The organism is Clostridium aquiflavi, assembly GCF_031344075.1.
In the GTDB taxonomy this organism is placed as follows: Bacteria; Bacillota; Clostridia; order Clostridiales; family Clostridiaceae; genus Clostridium; species Clostridium aquiflavi.
This window is the reverse complement of sequence record NZ_JAVJAN010000022.1, coordinates 13,895-29,565: the sequence shown is the minus strand read 5'-3', so window position 1 is coordinate 29,565 and position 15,671 is coordinate 13,895. Positions and strand designations below refer to the sequence as shown.

Below are 15,671 nucleotides of genomic sequence, written 5' to 3'. Positions count from 1 at the left end.
TATATACTATTCGCTCATATTTAATTTGACACTATTTTTAAAATAAAATAAAACTCCATCAAAAAATTAATTTTGATGGAGTTTTAACTCTTTTATTTATTAAATTTAAACGCTAGTTTTCAATATAAATACGTTATTAGAGTATATTTAATCAATATCTGTAGCAAACTCTAAAAAAAGCTTGTCAATTAACTCTTCTGTTCCTTTTTTATTTAAAGATGAATAAAAATATAATTTATCATCTTTTGTTAAATTTAATGTATCTCTTATTAGTTTTTCACTTTTTTTGAACTCTGAATTTTTAAGTTTATCACTTTTAGTTGCAACTACAACTACATCATATCCAAAATGCTTAGCCCACTCATACATCATTATATCATCACCAGTTGGTTTATGTCTTGAATCTACAAGACATACTATTCTTTTTAATTCTTCTCTATGAGATAAATACGTCTCTATAGTCTTTCCCCAAGTGTCTTTTTCACTTTTTGATACTTTGGCATATCCATATCCAGGTAAATCAACTAAATAAAAGTCATTATTTATTAAAAAGAAATTTATAAGTCTTGTCTTTCCTGGTGTTCCACTTACTTTAGCTAATTTTTTTCTATTAGTTAAAGAATTTATTAAAGAACTTTTTCCAACATTAGATCTTCCAACAAAAGCAACTTCATTTCTACTATCAATTGGGTATTGATGTGGTTTTACGGCTGAAATAATAAATTCTGATTGTTTAATTCTCATTAGTATCCTCTCCAATTAGCGCATTTTTTAATACCTCATTCACTTGACTTACAGGAATGATATTTAATTTATTTTTTATTGAATTCGGTATCTTTTCTATATCTTTCTCATTTTCTTTTGGAATTATTATAGTATCTATACCAGCTCTAAATGCTGCTAATGATTTTTCCTTTAATCCTCCTATAGGAAGTACTCTACCAGTTAAAGTTACTTCCCCTGTCATAGCAATATTATGCTTAACTTTCTTACCTGATAAAGCTGACACTAACGCTGTAACCATTGTTACTCCAGCAGACGGTCCATCTTTAGGAACTGCACCTTCTGGTGCATGTATATGAATATCTTTATTTTTATAGAAGTTTTCTTCTATTTGAAATTTATCTGCGTTCGCTCTAACATAACTATAAGCAGCTTTTGCAGATTCTTTCATTACATCACCTAATTTCCCTGTAAGTTCTAGCTTTCCGCTTCCCTTCATAGCCATTACTTCTACCGGTAATGTATCTCCACCATATGCTGTCCATGCCATACCTGTAACTACACCGATTTTATCTTCTTTATCTATCTTATCAAATTCATACTTTCTTTTACCTAAAAGCTTTTGTACCTTGCTTTTATCAATTGTAATCTTTGATAGATCTTCACTTAACATTTCTGCTAAAGCTTTTCTTATAATAGAATTTAAATTTCTTGTAAGTCCACGAACTCCTGATTCTCTAGTATATCCTTCTATTATTTCATTAATTGCCTCATCTTTAAGTTCTACCTTATCAGAATTAATTCCCATTTCCTCAAGCACTTTTAGTATTAAGTGATTTTTAGCTATATTGAATTTTTCCTCATAAGTGTATCCAGATACCTCTATTATTTCCATTCTGTCTAATAAAGCTCTTGGTATAGTTTCTAAAGAATTAGCTGTAGCTATAAACATTACTTTTGATAAATCCATATCAAGTTCTAAATAATTATCTCTAAAAGTCTTATTTTGTTCACTATCTAATACTTCTAAAAGCGCGTCAGATGGTTCTCCCTTATAACTTGAACTAATTTTATCAATTTCATCAAATAATATTAAAGGATTCATAGTTTTAGCTTCTTTTAATGCATAAGCTATTCTTCCTGGTATAGCTCCAACATAGGTTTTTCTATGTCCTCTAATTTCAGCTTCATCTTTCATTCCGCCAAGAGATATTCTTGAATATTTTCTATTAGTAGAATGTGCTATTGACTTAGCTATTGAAGTTTTTCCTACTCCAGGAGGGCCAACTAAACATAAAATAGGTCCTTTAGAATTTTTACTTATTTGTTTTACTGCTAGATATTCTATAATTCTATCTTTAACATCTTCTAATCCATAATGTTCATTGTTTAATACTTCTCTGGCTTTTATTATGTCTATGTTTTCCTTAGTTTGCTTATTCCAAGGTATGTTAAATACCCAATCTAAATATGACTTTATCAAATTTCCTTCTGAAGAAGATGAAGAAGTACTTTTAAGTCTACTTAATTCATACTGAGCCTTTTCTTTAACTTGCTTTGGAAGTTTTGTTTTATTAAGTAAAGTTTCGTACTTATCTATTTCTTTCTTTTCTTCATCATCCATTCCTAATTCTTCTTGAATTGCTTTTAATTGCTCTCTAAGGTAAAATTGCTTTTGTTCTTCATCAATATGTTTCTTAACTTTTTTTGAAAGCTTATTTTGAATTTTTAATATATCTGTTTCAATTTTAACTCTAGTTAATACCAGCTCTATTCTTTTCTTAATATCTATTGTTTCTAATACTTCTTGCTTTACATCATCTTCAGTAACAGAGTAAGATGCTATTATGTCAACAAACCCACTAGGATCCTCTAAAGGTTCTGTTGATCTTATAATATCTGCATAGTTATCATCCGATAGCTTCAGCAAATCAATAAACTCTTCGTCTAAAAGTTTTATATAAGCTTCTAATTCTTTATTAACCTCTATTTCCTGTTCTATAATTTCTATAGAACCTTCAATATATTCATTATCATTCGCCACATATTCAACTATTTTTCCTCTTTTTACACCTTCAACAAGTACTCTAATTGTATTGTCAGACATTTTAAGAATTTGTTTTATTTTACAAAGTGTTCCTATATCATATATATCTGCTCTCTCTGGATCCTCTATTTCAGGATCTTTTTGAGTAACGAGAAAAATTTCTTCATTATTTAACATAGCTTCTTCAACTGCTGCTACTGATCTTTTTCTTCCAACATCAAAATGTGCTACTATATTTGGAAAAATAGTTAACCCTCTTAAAGGTATCAGCGGAAGTGTATATAAATTTTGTGTCATTCAAACGCCCCTCCATCTTAATTACTTCATTTAGTATACACATATTAAGTGTATATTTCAATAAATATACATAATTTAGGATTAGTCTAAATTATAAACTTGTTACAACTAATCTTAAATATTATTATTATAAATTATTATCAAAAGTTTTTCTAGCTTTTGCTGTTATTTCGTTTTTATAATTAAATTCTGCAATATCCTTGTATGATAAATTCATTTTTTTATTACGTCAATACTAATTCATTTTCAAATATCTATATAAGAACAAAAATACTGATATCTAAATAGATATCAGTATTAAGATTAAGCTGATTCAATATCTTTTTTAACTCTATTTGATGCTAAAGTTCCCCTTGTTTTACCTTCCGGTAATCTTTCTACTTGAGGATTTTCTTTGTTTTTAATGCATTCTTCAGTTATAGTAACTTTCGTTATTTGTTCATCCGAAGGTATTTCATACATTATTTCTGTCATCATTTCTTCTATGATGGCTCTTAACCCTCTTGCACCAGTCTTTCTATCTATAGCTTCTTCTGCAATAGATGTTAGTGCTTCATTGTTAAACTCAAGTTCAACATCATCTAATTCAAATAGCTTCTTGTATTGTTTTACAAGAGCATTTTTCGGTTTAGTTAAGATGTTTATTAAAGCATCTTTATCTAATGATTCTAAAGTGACTAATATTGGAAGTCTTCCAACAAATTCAGGGATTAATCCAAACTTAAGTAAATCTCCTGGCATTATTTCTTTTAGAAGTTTACCAATGTCCTTTTCATGTTTACCTTGAATTTCAGCACCAAATCCCATAGAACTTTTTCTTGTTCTATTTTCTATTATTTTATCAACGCCATCAAAAGCACCACCACAAATAAATAATATGTTAGATGTATTTATTTGAATAAATTCTTGATGTGGATGCTTTCTTCCACCTTGAGGTGGTACTGAAGCAACTGTTCCTTCTAATATCTTTAGTAATGCTTGTTGAACACCTTCGCCAGATACATCTCTAGTTATTGAAGGATTTTCAGATTTTCTTGCAATTTTATCTATTTCATCTATATAGATAATTCCTCTTTCTGCTCTTTCAACATCATAATCAGCATTTTGTATTAATTTAAGAAGAATATTTTCAACATCTTCTCCAACATATCCAGCTTCTGTTAATGTTGTAGCATCAGCTATTGCAAATGGAACATTTAAAACTTTAGCAAGTGTTTGAGCAAGTAACGTTTTACCAGAACCTGTTGGTCCTAACAATAGAATGTTACTCTTTGACAATTCTACATCTGAATCTTGCTTATTAGTATTAATTCTTTTGTAATGATTGTAAACAGCTACTGATAATGACTTTTTAGCTCTTTCTTGACCAATTACATAAGAATCTAAATATTGTTTTATTTCATTAGGTTTAGGTACACTTTTGGTATCAAATTCCACAGTTTCTTCAAATTCATCTGCTATAATTTCTGAACATAAATCTATACATTCATCACAAATATATACTCCTGGACCTGCTATTAATCTTTTTACTTGGTCTTGAGTTTTACCACAAAATGAACACTTCAACTGTTTCTTTTCATCATATTTAGCCATATATTCACCTCACTTAGTACAATAAATAAATTACACTCTTATTTATCTTTTCCAGTTTCGTTCTTAGTTATTACTTTATCTACTAAACCATATGTCTTAGCTTCATCTGCTGTCATAAAGTTATCTCTTTCAACATCTGCTTCAATTACTTCTAAAGGTTGATCTGTATTTTCACTTAAAATCTTATTTAAAGATTCTTTGATTTTTAATATTCTATTAGCATGTATTTGAATATCTGTTGCTTGACCTTGAAATCCACCAAGTGGTTGATGAATCATTATTTCTGCATTTGGTAAAGCATATCTTTTGCCTTTAGCACCACTTGATAATAAAAATGCTCCCATAGAAGCAGCCATACCTACACATATAGTAGAAACATCTGGCTTTATATATTGCATAGTATCGTATATAGCCATACCAGCAGTTATTGAACCTCCAGGACTATTTATATATATAGATATATCCTTATCTGGATCTTCACTTTCTAAAAATAATAATTGTGAAACTATTAAATTAGAAGAATCATCATTTACTTCACCACTTAACATAATTATTCTTTCTTTTAACAATCTAGAAAATATATCGTAAGAACGTTCTCCTCTACTTGTTTGTTCTACAACCATTGGAACTAAACTCATATAATTCCCTCCTTTTTCATATAACAACATTTGAAATTGATTCTTATATAAATTATATAAAAAAATACCCAAAATGTTAATCTTAAATTTGAAATAATTGCCAGAAATACTTCTGGCAATTATTTTTCAAACTATAAAATTGTATAATATCTATTATTTACAAGATTCTTTTATTAATTTAAGAGTATTTTCTATAATTATATCTTTTTGAATCATACCTTTTTGAGCTTTTAATAAAATGTTAGCCATCTTTTTAGGATCCTTAGGTCCATACATTCTACCTAACTCTAATGCTTTTTCATTTAATTGTTCATCAGTTGCTTTTACATCTTCAGATTTAGCTATTGCTTCAAGAATTATGTCAGCTTTAACTTTTCTTTCAGCATTTTCTTTCATGAATTCTCTCATTTTTTCAATTGTATTTCCAGTGAATTCCATATATTGATCTAAGCTTAATCCTTGATATTGTAATCTTGATTCAAGATCCTTCATCATAGAATCTATTTCTTTTGTTAACATTACTTCTGGAAGATCTATTTTTGAAGTTTCAATTATTGAAGTTATAACAGCTTCTTCAAATTCTCTTTCAGCTCTTGCATCATTAGATTCTTCTAATCTTTTCTTTATATTTTCTTTTAATTCTGCTAATGTATCAAATTCAGATACTTCCTTAGCAAATTCATCATCTAATTCTGGTAATTCTTTAACTTTGATTCCTTTTACTGTTACTTCAAACATTGCTGGCTTAGCATTTAATTCTTCTTTACCATAGTTTTCAGGGAAAGTAACATTAACTTCCTTCTTATCTCCTATAGATAAACCTATTAATTGTTGTTCAAAGTTATCAATGAATGTACCTGATCCTATTTCTAATGGGTAATCAGTACCTTCTCCACCTTCAAATGCTTCACCATCTACGAATCCTTTGAAGTCGATTATAGCTATGTTTCCATCAGCTACTGTTCCTTCTTCTTTAGTTTCAATTCTTGCATTTTTAGATTGCATTTCTTTTACTTGTTTTTCAACTTCTTCTTCAGATACTTCATATGAAGGTTTTTTAATATCTAAACCTTTATATTCTCCTACTTCTACTTCAGGATATGTAGTAACTGTTGCTGTATAAACAAGTTCTTTACCTTCTCCAATTTCAACAATATCAACCTTTGGATAATCAACTGGTCTGATATCTTCAGCCTTTAATGCTTCATTATAACTTTCATCTATAGCTATATTAACAGCATCATCATAAAAAATTTCAATGCCATACATTTTCTTTAGTATTGCCATTGGAACTTTTCCTTTTCTGAATCCTGGCACATTGTATCTACCTTTGTTTTTATTATATGCTTTAGTTAATGCGGCATCAAATTTTTCTGCTTCAACTTTTATTTCTAATTTAACCACATTTGTTTCTATCTTTTCAACTTTAGCTTCCATCTTATTAATTCCTCCTAAAATAGTATACATCTAATTTAACTAGGTTATTATACCATAAATCCCTGTTTCTTATCAAATTATTTATATAAATATTACTGTTTAGCAATATTGCAATTTACATCTATGTAATAAATATTACCATCTACAGTAATTTTTATTCCTTTTTCTTCACGTTCAAGAATTTCTATTTTTGCTCCAGCTAAATCCCACTTTATTACATCACTATTATTACTTATATTTGTTATCCATAAATATTGTTTTATTGCTGCTGTTCCAAAATAAGGTCTATTACTAACAAAAACTATATTATCATCATTAACAAACTTGGGATTATAATTCCATAAATATTGTGGATTACTCATAATAGTTGATTCTCTTGTGAATACGTCACCCTTTGATGATTTATATTCTTCTTTTGATATAATCTGAGAAGTCCCATCTACATTATATAAAGTAATTGTTTGATCATTTTCCAATATCAATATTTTTTTTCCAGATTGACTGATATCATATACCAATGCCTTATCACTAGACTCTATATTTGTAAATTTTATATCTTCATTTTCTTTAATATATATAGCTTTAACTTTTTGCCCATTTTTTAAAGTTATTTCAAAAGATTCTTCTTCAGATTTAGGAAGTTCTGGTTCTTTTTCTACTTGGTCAATCCCTTGCTCCGATAAAATCTCATCATTCTTTTGAATTGAATCACTATCTATCCATGCCTGTATCTTTTGTTTTACATTTGAATAATCTGTAGTGTTACCTAACACTTTAATCATTGATATAATAACCACTAAACTAATTATTATAAATATTATTAAAAAATTTCTTTTTCTTCTTTTCATGCGTTTTTCATATTCTCTACTAAAAATACTTGGTTTAGCCAAAACTTTCCCTCCAAAATACATATATTATAACCAACCAAATTAATTATATATTATTATTTCTTTTAAATCTATATCTTAATTTATATTTAATATTTTCTTTATAATTTATGCTTACTGCACTTTTTACTTTTACACCCAGTACATTTATTACAATCAACAGATTGGTTATTCTTAGTACAACATCCACCACATTTTAAAAGACCTAATTCTTTAAGTTCTTCCATTGATAAATTGCATACATTTTCTGAATACTCCTCATAATCTGGAGTACCCTTTAATAATTCTTCTTTTTTTATTTCTATCATATTTTTTAATTCTCCTACTATATTTTTTGTTTATTCACATCTCCTTATGATTTGTTATTAAAATGAATTTTATGAAAAATATTGTTTTAGTAACCCTAAATAATGTATAATTACTTTATACTCAATTACATAATATTACTTTATTTATCATATTGTAATATAAAACCTTCTTCAAAATCCCATGTTGTTCATTTAGTTATTTTTTAGATGGACATAATATTTAGTCTGCATTTTAATTATGCAGACTTTTTTAGAATAAACTTATTATAATATATATATCATATATTTCTACATTAATATATAAAAATTGGAGTGATTAAATTGATATTTGATAGCCATATTCATACAATATTTTCATCTGACAGTGATATGAAAATATCTGATGCTATATCAAAAGCAAATGAATTAAATATAGGACTTACACTAACTGAACATTTAGATCAAGATTATCCTGATAAAGATCTGTTCAAATTAGATATTCCTAATTACTTTGATAATTATTCAGAATATAAAAATAATAATTTACTTTTAGGCATAGAATTAGGCTTAACTCTTCCTTCATTTAATACAATAAACGAAAAAGCAAAAAATTTTAATTATGATTTTGTACTAGGATCAGTACATGCTGTTTATGATGAAGATATTTACGTTGACTATTGTAAAAGAGATGATCTTACTAAAAAAGAATTCTTTCATAACTATCTTGAATTCATGCTAAACGTAATAAATAAATATGATTGTTTTGATTCATTAGCACATTTTGACTATCCTTGCAGATATACTAAGTTTGAAAACAATGAAATTGCTTTATGCGATCATGGTGAAATACTTGATAAAATATTTAAAACATTAATTTCTAAAGGAAAAGTACTAGAGATAAATACTCGAAGACTTGATACTAATGAAACATTTCATAATATGATAGATATTTACAATAGATATAAAGAACTTGGTGGTAAATATATAACCCTTGGTTCAGATGCTCATAATGTTAATGACATAGCCACTAATTTCAAAAATGCACTTTCGCTAACAGAAATACTAGGTCTAAAACCCATTTATTTCAAAAATAGAAAACCTGAATTTTTTTAAAATAATTAGACTAAAAAACTCCAATATAGTTTGTTTAATGTAAACTTAAATAAAATATCTGTTTTTATAGATGTTAATATGTGAATAAGTGAAGTGGCAATTAACTTTACTCATTCACATATTAACATCTTATTAAAACAAATCCTAAATAAAGATTATATTAACTTTTAGTATTCTTTTATTGCTTTTCTTTCACCTTTAAAATTATTAATCCTTTCACTTCTTTTTTTTAATTCATTTTTTATATTTTCTAAAGGTATATTAAGCTCAGCCATTAATACAAGTATATGATAAGTTAAATCACATATTTCATTTACTTGTTCCTCTTTATTGCTTTCCTTACTGCTTATTATAACCTCTGTGCACTCTTCTCCAACCTTTTTTAAAATTTTATTTATTCCTTGCGTAAAGAGATAATTAGTATACGATCTATTTTCTCCACTAATTTTTCTTTCTAAAATTGTACTATATAAATTTTTTATCTCATTTTCCATAAAAACCACTCCAATTCTATATTAAAAATCTCTATAAAAACAACTTTTGTTTCCAGTATGACATGCTGCTCCCTTTTGATTTACAGTAATTAAAATAGTGTCATTATCACAATCTATTTTTATTTCCTTTATATATTGAAAATTCCCTGATGTAGCCCCTTTATTCCAAAGTTTCTTTCTACTTCTACTATAAAACCAAGTAGTATCCCCTTCTAAAGTTTTCTTCAAACTTTCTTTTGACATATATCCTAACATTAATACTTCTTTACTTTTATAATCTTGAATTACAGCCGGAATCAGACCATTCCCTTTATCAAAATCAACAATATTTATGCGCTCCTCAATATTCATATAAACCTCTCTAATATATTAAAAATTAGCTTTGTTTTAAATTTAAATTCTTTATACTCTAATGGGTATTTTTTTATTAATCAAATATTTCTTCACATCTTTAACTGTTAATTCACCATAATGAAACAGCGATGCTGCTAATGCTGCATCAGAAATATTATTTTTAAACACCTCATAAAAATCTTCTAAACATCCACATCCGCCTGAAGCTATAACAGGTACACTGGTTATATTGCTTACTGCTTTTGTTAATTCTAAATCAAAACCATTTTTAGTACCATCAGCATCCATTGATGTTAATAAAATTTCTCCTGCACCAAGTTTTGTTACTTCTTCAACCCATGATAATAAATCAATACCTGTATCTATTCTTCCTCCATTAACAACCACATTCCAGCCTGAATTATCCATTCTTTTTTTACCATCGATAGCTAGTACAATGCATTGATTTCCAAAATAAAATGCACTTTCTTTTATTAAATTTTTATTCTTAACAGCTGCTGAATTTAAACTGACTTTGTCTGCTCCAGCTCTTAATATAGCTTTTATATCTTCTAATGAGCTTAATCCGCCTCCAACAGTAAATGGAATAAAAATTTGCTCAGCTACCTCTTCTACTACTTTAAGCATTATTCCACGTTTTTCATGAGTAGCTGTTATGTCTAGGAATACTAATTCATCTGCTCCCTGATCATTATAATGTTTTGCAAGCTCTACTGGATTTCCTACATCAATTAATCCTTTAAAATTTATACCTTTTACTACTCTTCCATCCCTTACATCTAAACAAGGAATTATCCGCTTAGTATGCATGTACTCACCCCCTTTTTAATAAATAATTAAATTATAATTATCTTGTTATATCTATTGCTTCCTTTAATGATAAGCTACCCGAATATATGGCTTTTCCTGTTATTGCCCCATAAACATCAATTTTTTTTAATTCTTTAATATTTTCAATATCTTTTATTCCACCAGATGCTGTTATATCTATATTTACAAGTTTTTTCAATTCAATAAGCATATCAACATTAGGACCCTCTAATGTTCCATCTTTACTTATGTCTGTAACTATTATATTTTTTACACCTAGGGTCTCCATATTTTTTGCAAAATCTAAATAATTAAGTTTGCTTTCTACAAGCCATCCTCTTCCATAAACATATCCATTTTTGCAATCTATACCAACTGAAATTTTTTCTCTATAACACTCAATAGCTTTTTTTAAAAGTTCTTCATCTTCTATAGCTATGGTTCCAAGAATAACTCTAGAAACACCATTTTCTATTAGTTTTTCTATAGTTTTAAAGTTTCTAATTCCTCCACCAACTTCTATAGGAATAGTCAATGTTTTGGCTAGTTTTAATATTATCTTCTCATTAACGCAATATCCAGATTTAGCACCATCTAAATCAACTAAATGAAGATAATCCGCACCTAAACATTCAAATTCTTTTGCTATATTAAAGATATCATTTGCAACTACTTCTTTTTTATTATAGTCACCTTGATAAAGTCTCACTGCTTGACCATCTATTATATCTATTGCAGGTAATATTATCACTTAATCAACTCCCCAAAGTTTTTTAATAACCTAAGTCCTACATCTCCACTCTTTTCCGGATGAAACTGTGCACCTATAATATTTTTATGTCTAACAATTCCAGGAATTTCATTAATTCCATATTCAGAATAAGCAATTAAATCCTCTTCATCATATCCTTGTGCACAATATGAATGGACATAATATACAAAATCACCTTCTTCAACACATTTACAAAGTTCATCTTTTTTATTATAAATAAGATTATTCCAACCTATATGAGGTATCTTTACATTATTATTTTTATCTTCTTTCAATTTAACAATATTACCTTTTAAAAGTCCTAATCCTTCTTCTTCATACCTCTCAAATCCTTTTTCAAAAAGAAGTTGCATTCCAAGGCATATTCCAAGGAGCGGTTTTCCATTTTCAGCTTCTTTTTTTATTATAGTATCTAAAGACTTTTCTTTTATATTGCACATTGCATCTTTAAATGCTCCAACTCCTGGTAATATAATTCCTTTAGAATTTTCAATTTCATTCTTATTACTTGATATTTTATTTTCTATTTCAAGGTTATTTAATGCATTACTTATACTTTTCAAATTTCCCATTCCATAATCGATTATAACTATCATGTAATTTTTAGCCCCCTTAAATTACAATATTCCCTTTGTAGATGGTACTTTATTTAATTCATTTCTTTCTTTTGCCTCTCTTAAAGCTCTTCCAAGTCCTTTAAATAAAGCCTCTATTTTATGATGATCATTTTTTCCATATAAAATTTTACAATGTAATGTTATTTCTGAATTTAATGCAAAAGCTCTAAAAAATTCCTCAACCATTTCAGTAGATAATCCCCCTACTTTTTCTCTAGTAAATTCACAATCAAATACTAAAAAACCTCTACCACTTATATCTAAAGATACTAACGACAACACCTCATCCATAGGCAGAAAAAAAGTTCCATATCTATTTATTCCTTTCTTGTCTCCTATGGCTTCTTTAAATGCTTTACCCAAAATTATTCCAATATCTTCAACACTATGATGATCACACACATTTAAATCCCCATCACAAGATAAATAAACATCCATATTACTATGAAATGAAAATAATTCTAACATATGATCTAAAAAACCAATTCCAGTATGAATTTTATTTAATCCATTTCCATCTAAATTAATATCTATTTTCACCTTAGTTTCACTAGTATTTCTTTCTATTTTAGCTATTCTATTTTGCATATTGTTCTACAACTTGATATATAAAAATTTCTCTTAATACATTTACTAGTTTTCTATTTTCTAACTGTGAACCTACTGTTATTCTAAATGTATCATCAGAAAAATTTCTAATTAATATCCCTTTCTCATTTAATCCATTTAATAAGGCATACTTATGTGATGTTCTTCCAAATATAAAGTTACCTTTGGATGGATAAAACTTTATCTCCATTGAAGCATCCTTCTCTATAGATTTAAGTTGAAGTAATAATTTTTCTCTATGAGCAATAATTACTTTAGAATTTTCTATAACTCTATCTGGATATTTCAATGCAGTTAATACCATAGCTTGAGAGTACGAATTAACTGTATATGGTATCTTTTTTTTACTTAATTTTTCTAATATGTTTTTATTAGATATTAAAAATCCTACCCTTAAAGCAGCTAAACCCCATGCTTTTGAAAGTGTTCTTGTAACAATTAAATTTTTATATTCATTTATATATGAAATCATACTTTCTCCATTAAATTCATAATAAGCTTCATCTACCAGTATTGGAATATTGGGAAATCTTTTTAATAATTTGATAATATCATTATTACTTAATGATAGACCTGTTGGATTATTGGGATTTGAAAATATAATCAAATCTACATTTTCCCTTTCCCCCAATTTAATAAATTCATCTAAATTAAATACTATATTTTCACCTAGTTTATACTTAACTATTTTTCCTCCAAATAAGTCAGTATAAAAATCATACATTGTAAAATCAGGATCTAATGTGAGTACTTTCTTACCATAACCTATATAACGGCTTATAACTAATTGAATCACTTCATCAGATCCATTTCCAACTATAATATTTTCACTTTGTGTTCCAGCATACTCAGCATATAGATTTCTTATTTCAAGCATATTATTTTCAGGATATCTGTGAAGCTCTATAGTAGATAAATTACTTTTCATTTCTATCATTATATTATTATCCATGTCTATATAACTTTCATTGCTATTTAATCTTATTTGGTATTCTTGATCTATATCTATATATTGATTCATTTATACAAGCCTCACTTTCACTGAATTTGCATGAGCAGTTAATCCTTCTTTATTAGCTAATGTTATTATTTTTTCTCCATTTTCTAAAATAGCTTTTTGAGAATAATATAAGAAAGATGATTTTTTAATAAAACTATCTACAGATAATGGTGAAAAGAATCTAGCTGTTCCACTAGTTGGTAGTACATGATTGGTTCCTCCAAAATAATCTCCTATTGGTTCTGGTGAATATCTTCCTAAAAATACGGAACCAGCATTTCTTACCTTCCCTAAATACTCCATTGGATTATCAACCATGAGCTCTAAATGCTCTGGAGCCACAAGATTTGATATATCTATGCATTCATCTATATCTTTACATATTAGAGCTTTACCAAACTTCTTAAGAGAATCTCTTATTATATCTTTTCTTGTAAGATTTTTAATTTGTAATTCTAATTGTTTTTCTACTTCATCATATAGTCTTTTTGAAGTTGTAACTAATATAGATGAAGCTAATTTATCATGTTCTGCTTGAGACATTAAGTCAGCAGCTATAAAACTTGGATTTGAGTTTTCATCTGCTATAATCAAAATTTCACTAGGCCCTGCAATCATATCTATATCCACAGTTCCAAATACTAATTTTTTAGCAAGTGCAACAAATATATTTCCTGGACCAACTATCTTATCTACTTTTTTTATACTTTCTGTACCATAAGCTAGCGCACCAATAGCTTGTGCCCCACCAACTTTATATATTTTATCTACCTTTGCTATACTTGCTGCAACTCCTATATATGGATTTATCTCCCCATCCTTATCAGGTGGAGTTACCATTATAATCTCATCAACTCCAGCTACTTTTGCAGGTATAACATTCATCAATACCGAAGAAGGATACGCTGCTGTTCCACCAGGAACATATACGCCAACTCTCTCTAATGGAATAACTCTTTGCCCTAAATAAACCCCTTTATCTTTAGCCATAATAAATCCATTTGTTTTTTGCTTTTTATGATAATCTTCAATATTTACTTTGGCCTCTTGTAGTGCTTGAATAAATTCTTTTTCAACACAATCAAAACATTTTTCTATTTCTTCACTTTTAACCTCTAATTTTTTTAGTTTAACTTTATCAAATTCATTAGTAAATTTAAATAACGCCTTGTCTCCAAATCTCTTAACTTCTGATAGTATAGTGCTTACATTAAACATAACATCATTTTGTATTGAACCTTCTCTTTGATTTAATTCTTTAATTAATTCACCCTTATTTGCTTCATTAACTTCCATTAAATTTAACAATTGAATCGCCCCCAATTTACTATTGTTAATTATTATATTGTCTTTTAGCATATATAACTTATCAGATTACATCTCTTACTCTATGAAGAAATTCCCTTATTTCATTTTGTTTCATTTTAAAACTAGCTTTGTTTACTATAAGCCTTGCACTTATATCAAATATATTATCCAAAACAATAAGTCCATTTTCTTTTAAAGTAGTTCCAGTCTCCATAATATCTACAATCCCATCACATAGCCCTAGTATTGGTGCAAGCTCTACTGACCCCTCTATTTTTATCACTTCTACATCCATTTGTTTCTTTTTAAAATACTCTTTTGCAACATTTGGATATTTACTTCCTATTTTTATATGTCCAGTCTTTTTAAAAACATCATTTTCAGGCAATGACGCTACTATAAATTTGCATTTTCCAATCCCTAAATCTAATACTTCATAACAATTATCTCCACTTTCCAAGATAGTGTCTTTTCCAACAACTCCAACATCAGCAACACCATGTTCTACATATGTTATTGAATCTGCTCCCTTAACTAAGAAATACTTAATATCTCCATTCCTATCATTAAAAACTAATTTTCTTCCTTTATTTTTTAATTCACCTGGATCAAAATTGGCTTTTTCTAATATTTTTATACTTTCTTCTTCTAATCTCCCCTTCGTAAGTGCAATACTTATTGCCAT

17 protein-coding genes are annotated in these 15,671 nt (G+C 27.8%); 1 reads left to right on the top strand and 16 read right to left on the bottom strand.

Annotated elements, in window-relative coordinates:
* Positions 1-147 precede the first annotated feature (147 nt).
* The 7 genes from yihA to RGC78_RS09275 all read right to left on the bottom strand — a co-directional run bounded on the left by yihA (position 148) and on the right by RGC78_RS09275 (position 7,930).
* Positions 148-744 (bottom strand): ribosome biogenesis GTP-binding protein YihA/YsxC, encoded by a 597-nt coding sequence (gene yihA, locus RGC78_RS09305; protein ID WP_252213762.1) that lies wholly within the window; start codon positions 742-744, stop codon positions 148-150.
* Positions 734-3,067: an endopeptidase La gene (gene lon, locus RGC78_RS09300; protein ID WP_309556536.1), complete on the bottom strand. Its 2,334-nt coding sequence runs from the start codon at positions 3,065-3,067 to the stop codon at positions 734-736. The genes yihA and lon overlap by 11 nt, the downstream gene beginning before the upstream one ends.
* Before the next feature lie 303 nt (positions 3,068-3,370).
* Entirely contained in the window at positions 3,371-4,660 is a 1,290-nt protein-coding gene (clpX, locus tag RGC78_RS09295; RefSeq protein WP_252213766.1) for an ATP-dependent Clp protease ATP-binding subunit ClpX, read from the bottom strand.
* 38 nt (positions 4,661-4,698) lie between these two features.
* Entirely contained in the window at positions 4,699-5,298 is a 600-nt protein-coding gene (clpP, locus tag RGC78_RS09290; RefSeq protein WP_252213768.1) for an ATP-dependent Clp endopeptidase proteolytic subunit ClpP, read from the bottom strand.
* A 153-nt stretch (positions 5,299-5,451) separates the two neighbouring features.
* The gene (gene tig / locus RGC78_RS09285) at positions 5,452-6,735 is read right to left on the bottom strand and encodes a trigger factor (protein ID WP_309556535.1); all 1,284 of its coding nucleotides are present in this window, start codon (positions 6,733-6,735) and stop codon (positions 5,452-5,454) included.
* 92 nt (positions 6,736-6,827) lie between these two features.
* Entirely contained in the window at positions 6,828-7,625 is a 798-nt protein-coding gene (locus RGC78_RS09280) for a hypothetical protein (RefSeq protein ID WP_309556534.1), read from the bottom strand.
* A gap of 98 nt (positions 7,626-7,723) precedes the next feature.
* Positions 7,724-7,930, bottom strand: a complete 207-nt coding sequence (locus RGC78_RS09275; protein ID WP_252213774.1) for a hypothetical protein — start codon at positions 7,928-7,930, stop codon at positions 7,724-7,726.
* A gap of 321 nt (positions 7,931-8,251) precedes the next feature.
* Here RGC78_RS09275 and RGC78_RS09270 point away from each other — a divergent pair, with 321 nt between their 5' ends.
* On the top strand, positions 8,252-9,022 hold the full coding sequence (locus RGC78_RS09270; protein ID WP_286673965.1) for a histidinol phosphate phosphatase: 771 nt from the start codon (positions 8,252-8,254) through the stop codon (positions 9,020-9,022).
* 167 nt (positions 9,023-9,189) lie between these two features.
* On the opposite strand, the gene hisE is transcribed toward RGC78_RS09270, so the two are convergent.
* The 9 genes from hisE to hisG all read right to left on the bottom strand — a co-directional run bounded on the left by hisE (position 9,190) and on the right by hisG (position 15,671).
* Positions 9,190-9,516, bottom strand: a complete 327-nt coding sequence (gene hisE / locus RGC78_RS09265; RefSeq protein ID WP_252213778.1) for a phosphoribosyl-ATP diphosphatase — start codon at positions 9,514-9,516, stop codon at positions 9,190-9,192.
* Positions 9,517-9,537: 21 nt separating this feature from the next.
* Positions 9,538-9,867 (bottom strand): phosphoribosyl-AMP cyclohydrolase, encoded by a 330-nt coding sequence (gene hisI, locus RGC78_RS09260; RefSeq protein ID WP_252213780.1) that lies wholly within the window; start codon positions 9,865-9,867, stop codon positions 9,538-9,540.
* A 51-nt stretch (positions 9,868-9,918) separates the two neighbouring features.
* Complete coding sequence (gene hisF / locus RGC78_RS09255) at positions 9,919-10,680, bottom strand: imidazole glycerol phosphate synthase subunit HisF (protein WP_252213782.1); 762 nt, start codon at positions 10,678-10,680, stop codon at positions 9,919-9,921.
* 37 nt (positions 10,681-10,717) lie between these two features.
* On the bottom strand, positions 10,718-11,431 hold the full coding sequence (hisA, locus tag RGC78_RS09250; RefSeq protein ID WP_252213784.1) for a 1-(5-phosphoribosyl)-5-[(5-phosphoribosylamino)methylideneamino]imidazole-4-carboxamide isomerase: 714 nt from the start codon (positions 11,429-11,431) through the stop codon (positions 10,718-10,720).
* The gene (gene hisH, locus RGC78_RS09245) at positions 11,428-12,048 is read right to left on the bottom strand and encodes an imidazole glycerol phosphate synthase subunit HisH (protein WP_252213787.1); all 621 of its coding nucleotides are present in this window, start codon (positions 12,046-12,048) and stop codon (positions 11,428-11,430) included. Before hisH ends, hisA begins: the two co-directional genes overlap by 4 nt.
* Positions 12,049-12,069: 21 nt before the next feature.
* Positions 12,070-12,657, bottom strand: a complete 588-nt coding sequence (gene hisB, locus RGC78_RS09240) for an imidazoleglycerol-phosphate dehydratase HisB (RefSeq protein WP_252213789.1) — start codon at positions 12,655-12,657, stop codon at positions 12,070-12,072.
* A complete protein-coding gene (gene hisC / locus RGC78_RS09235; protein WP_252213791.1) occupies positions 12,647-13,699 on the bottom strand; it encodes a histidinol-phosphate transaminase in 1,053 nt (350 codons plus the stop codon). The genes hisB and hisC overlap by 11 nt, the downstream gene beginning before the upstream one ends.
* The gene (hisD, locus tag RGC78_RS09230; RefSeq protein ID WP_252213793.1) at positions 13,700-14,986 is read right to left on the bottom strand and encodes a histidinol dehydrogenase; all 1,287 of its coding nucleotides are present in this window, start codon (positions 14,984-14,986) and stop codon (positions 13,700-13,702) included.
* A gap of 61 nt (positions 14,987-15,047) precedes the next feature.
* The gene (gene hisG, locus RGC78_RS09225) at positions 15,048-15,671 is read right to left on the bottom strand and encodes an ATP phosphoribosyltransferase (protein ID WP_252213795.1); all 624 of its coding nucleotides are present in this window, start codon (positions 15,669-15,671) and stop codon (positions 15,048-15,050) included.

Coding starts and splice junctions, on each gene's coding strand:
- yihA (WP_252213762.1), bottom strand. CDS start 744: ATGAGAATTAAACAATCAGAATTTATTATTTCAGCCGTAAAACCACAT.
- lon (WP_309556536.1), bottom strand. CDS start 3,067: ATGACACAAAATTTATATACACTTCCGCTGATACCTTTAAGAGGGTTA.
- clpX (WP_252213766.1), bottom strand. CDS start 4,660: ATGGCTAAATATGATGAAAAGAAACAGTTGAAGTGTTCATTTTGTGGT.
- clpP (WP_252213768.1), bottom strand. CDS start 5,298: ATGAGTTTAGTTCCAATGGTTGTAGAACAAACAAGTAGAGGAGAACGT.
- tig (WP_309556535.1), bottom strand. CDS start 6,735: ATGGAAGCTAAAGTTGAAAAGATAGAAACAAATGTGGTTAAATTAGAA.
- RGC78_RS09275 (WP_252213774.1), bottom strand. CDS start 7,930: ATGATAGAAATAAAAAAAGAAGAATTATTAAAGGGTACTCCAGATTAT.
- hisE (WP_252213778.1), bottom strand. CDS start 9,516: ATGGAAAATGAGATAAAAAATTTATATAGTACAATTTTAGAAAGAAAA.
- hisI (WP_252213780.1), bottom strand. CDS start 9,867: ATGAATATTGAGGAGCGCATAAATATTGTTGATTTTGATAAAGGGAAT.
- hisF (WP_252213782.1), bottom strand. CDS start 10,680: ATGCATACTAAGCGGATAATTCCTTGTTTAGATGTAAGGGATGGAAGA.
- hisH (WP_252213787.1), bottom strand. CDS start 12,048: ATGATAGTTATAATCGATTATGGAATGGGAAATTTGAAAAGTATAAGT.
- hisB (WP_252213789.1), bottom strand. CDS start 12,657: ATGCAAAATAGAATAGCTAAAATAGAAAGAAATACTAGTGAAACTAAG.
- hisC (WP_252213791.1), bottom strand. CDS start 13,699: ATGAATCAATATATAGATATAGATCAAGAATACCAAATAAGATTAAAT.
- hisG (WP_252213795.1), bottom strand. CDS start 15,671: ATGGCAATAAGTATTGCACTTACGAAGGGGAGATTAGAAGAAGAAAGT.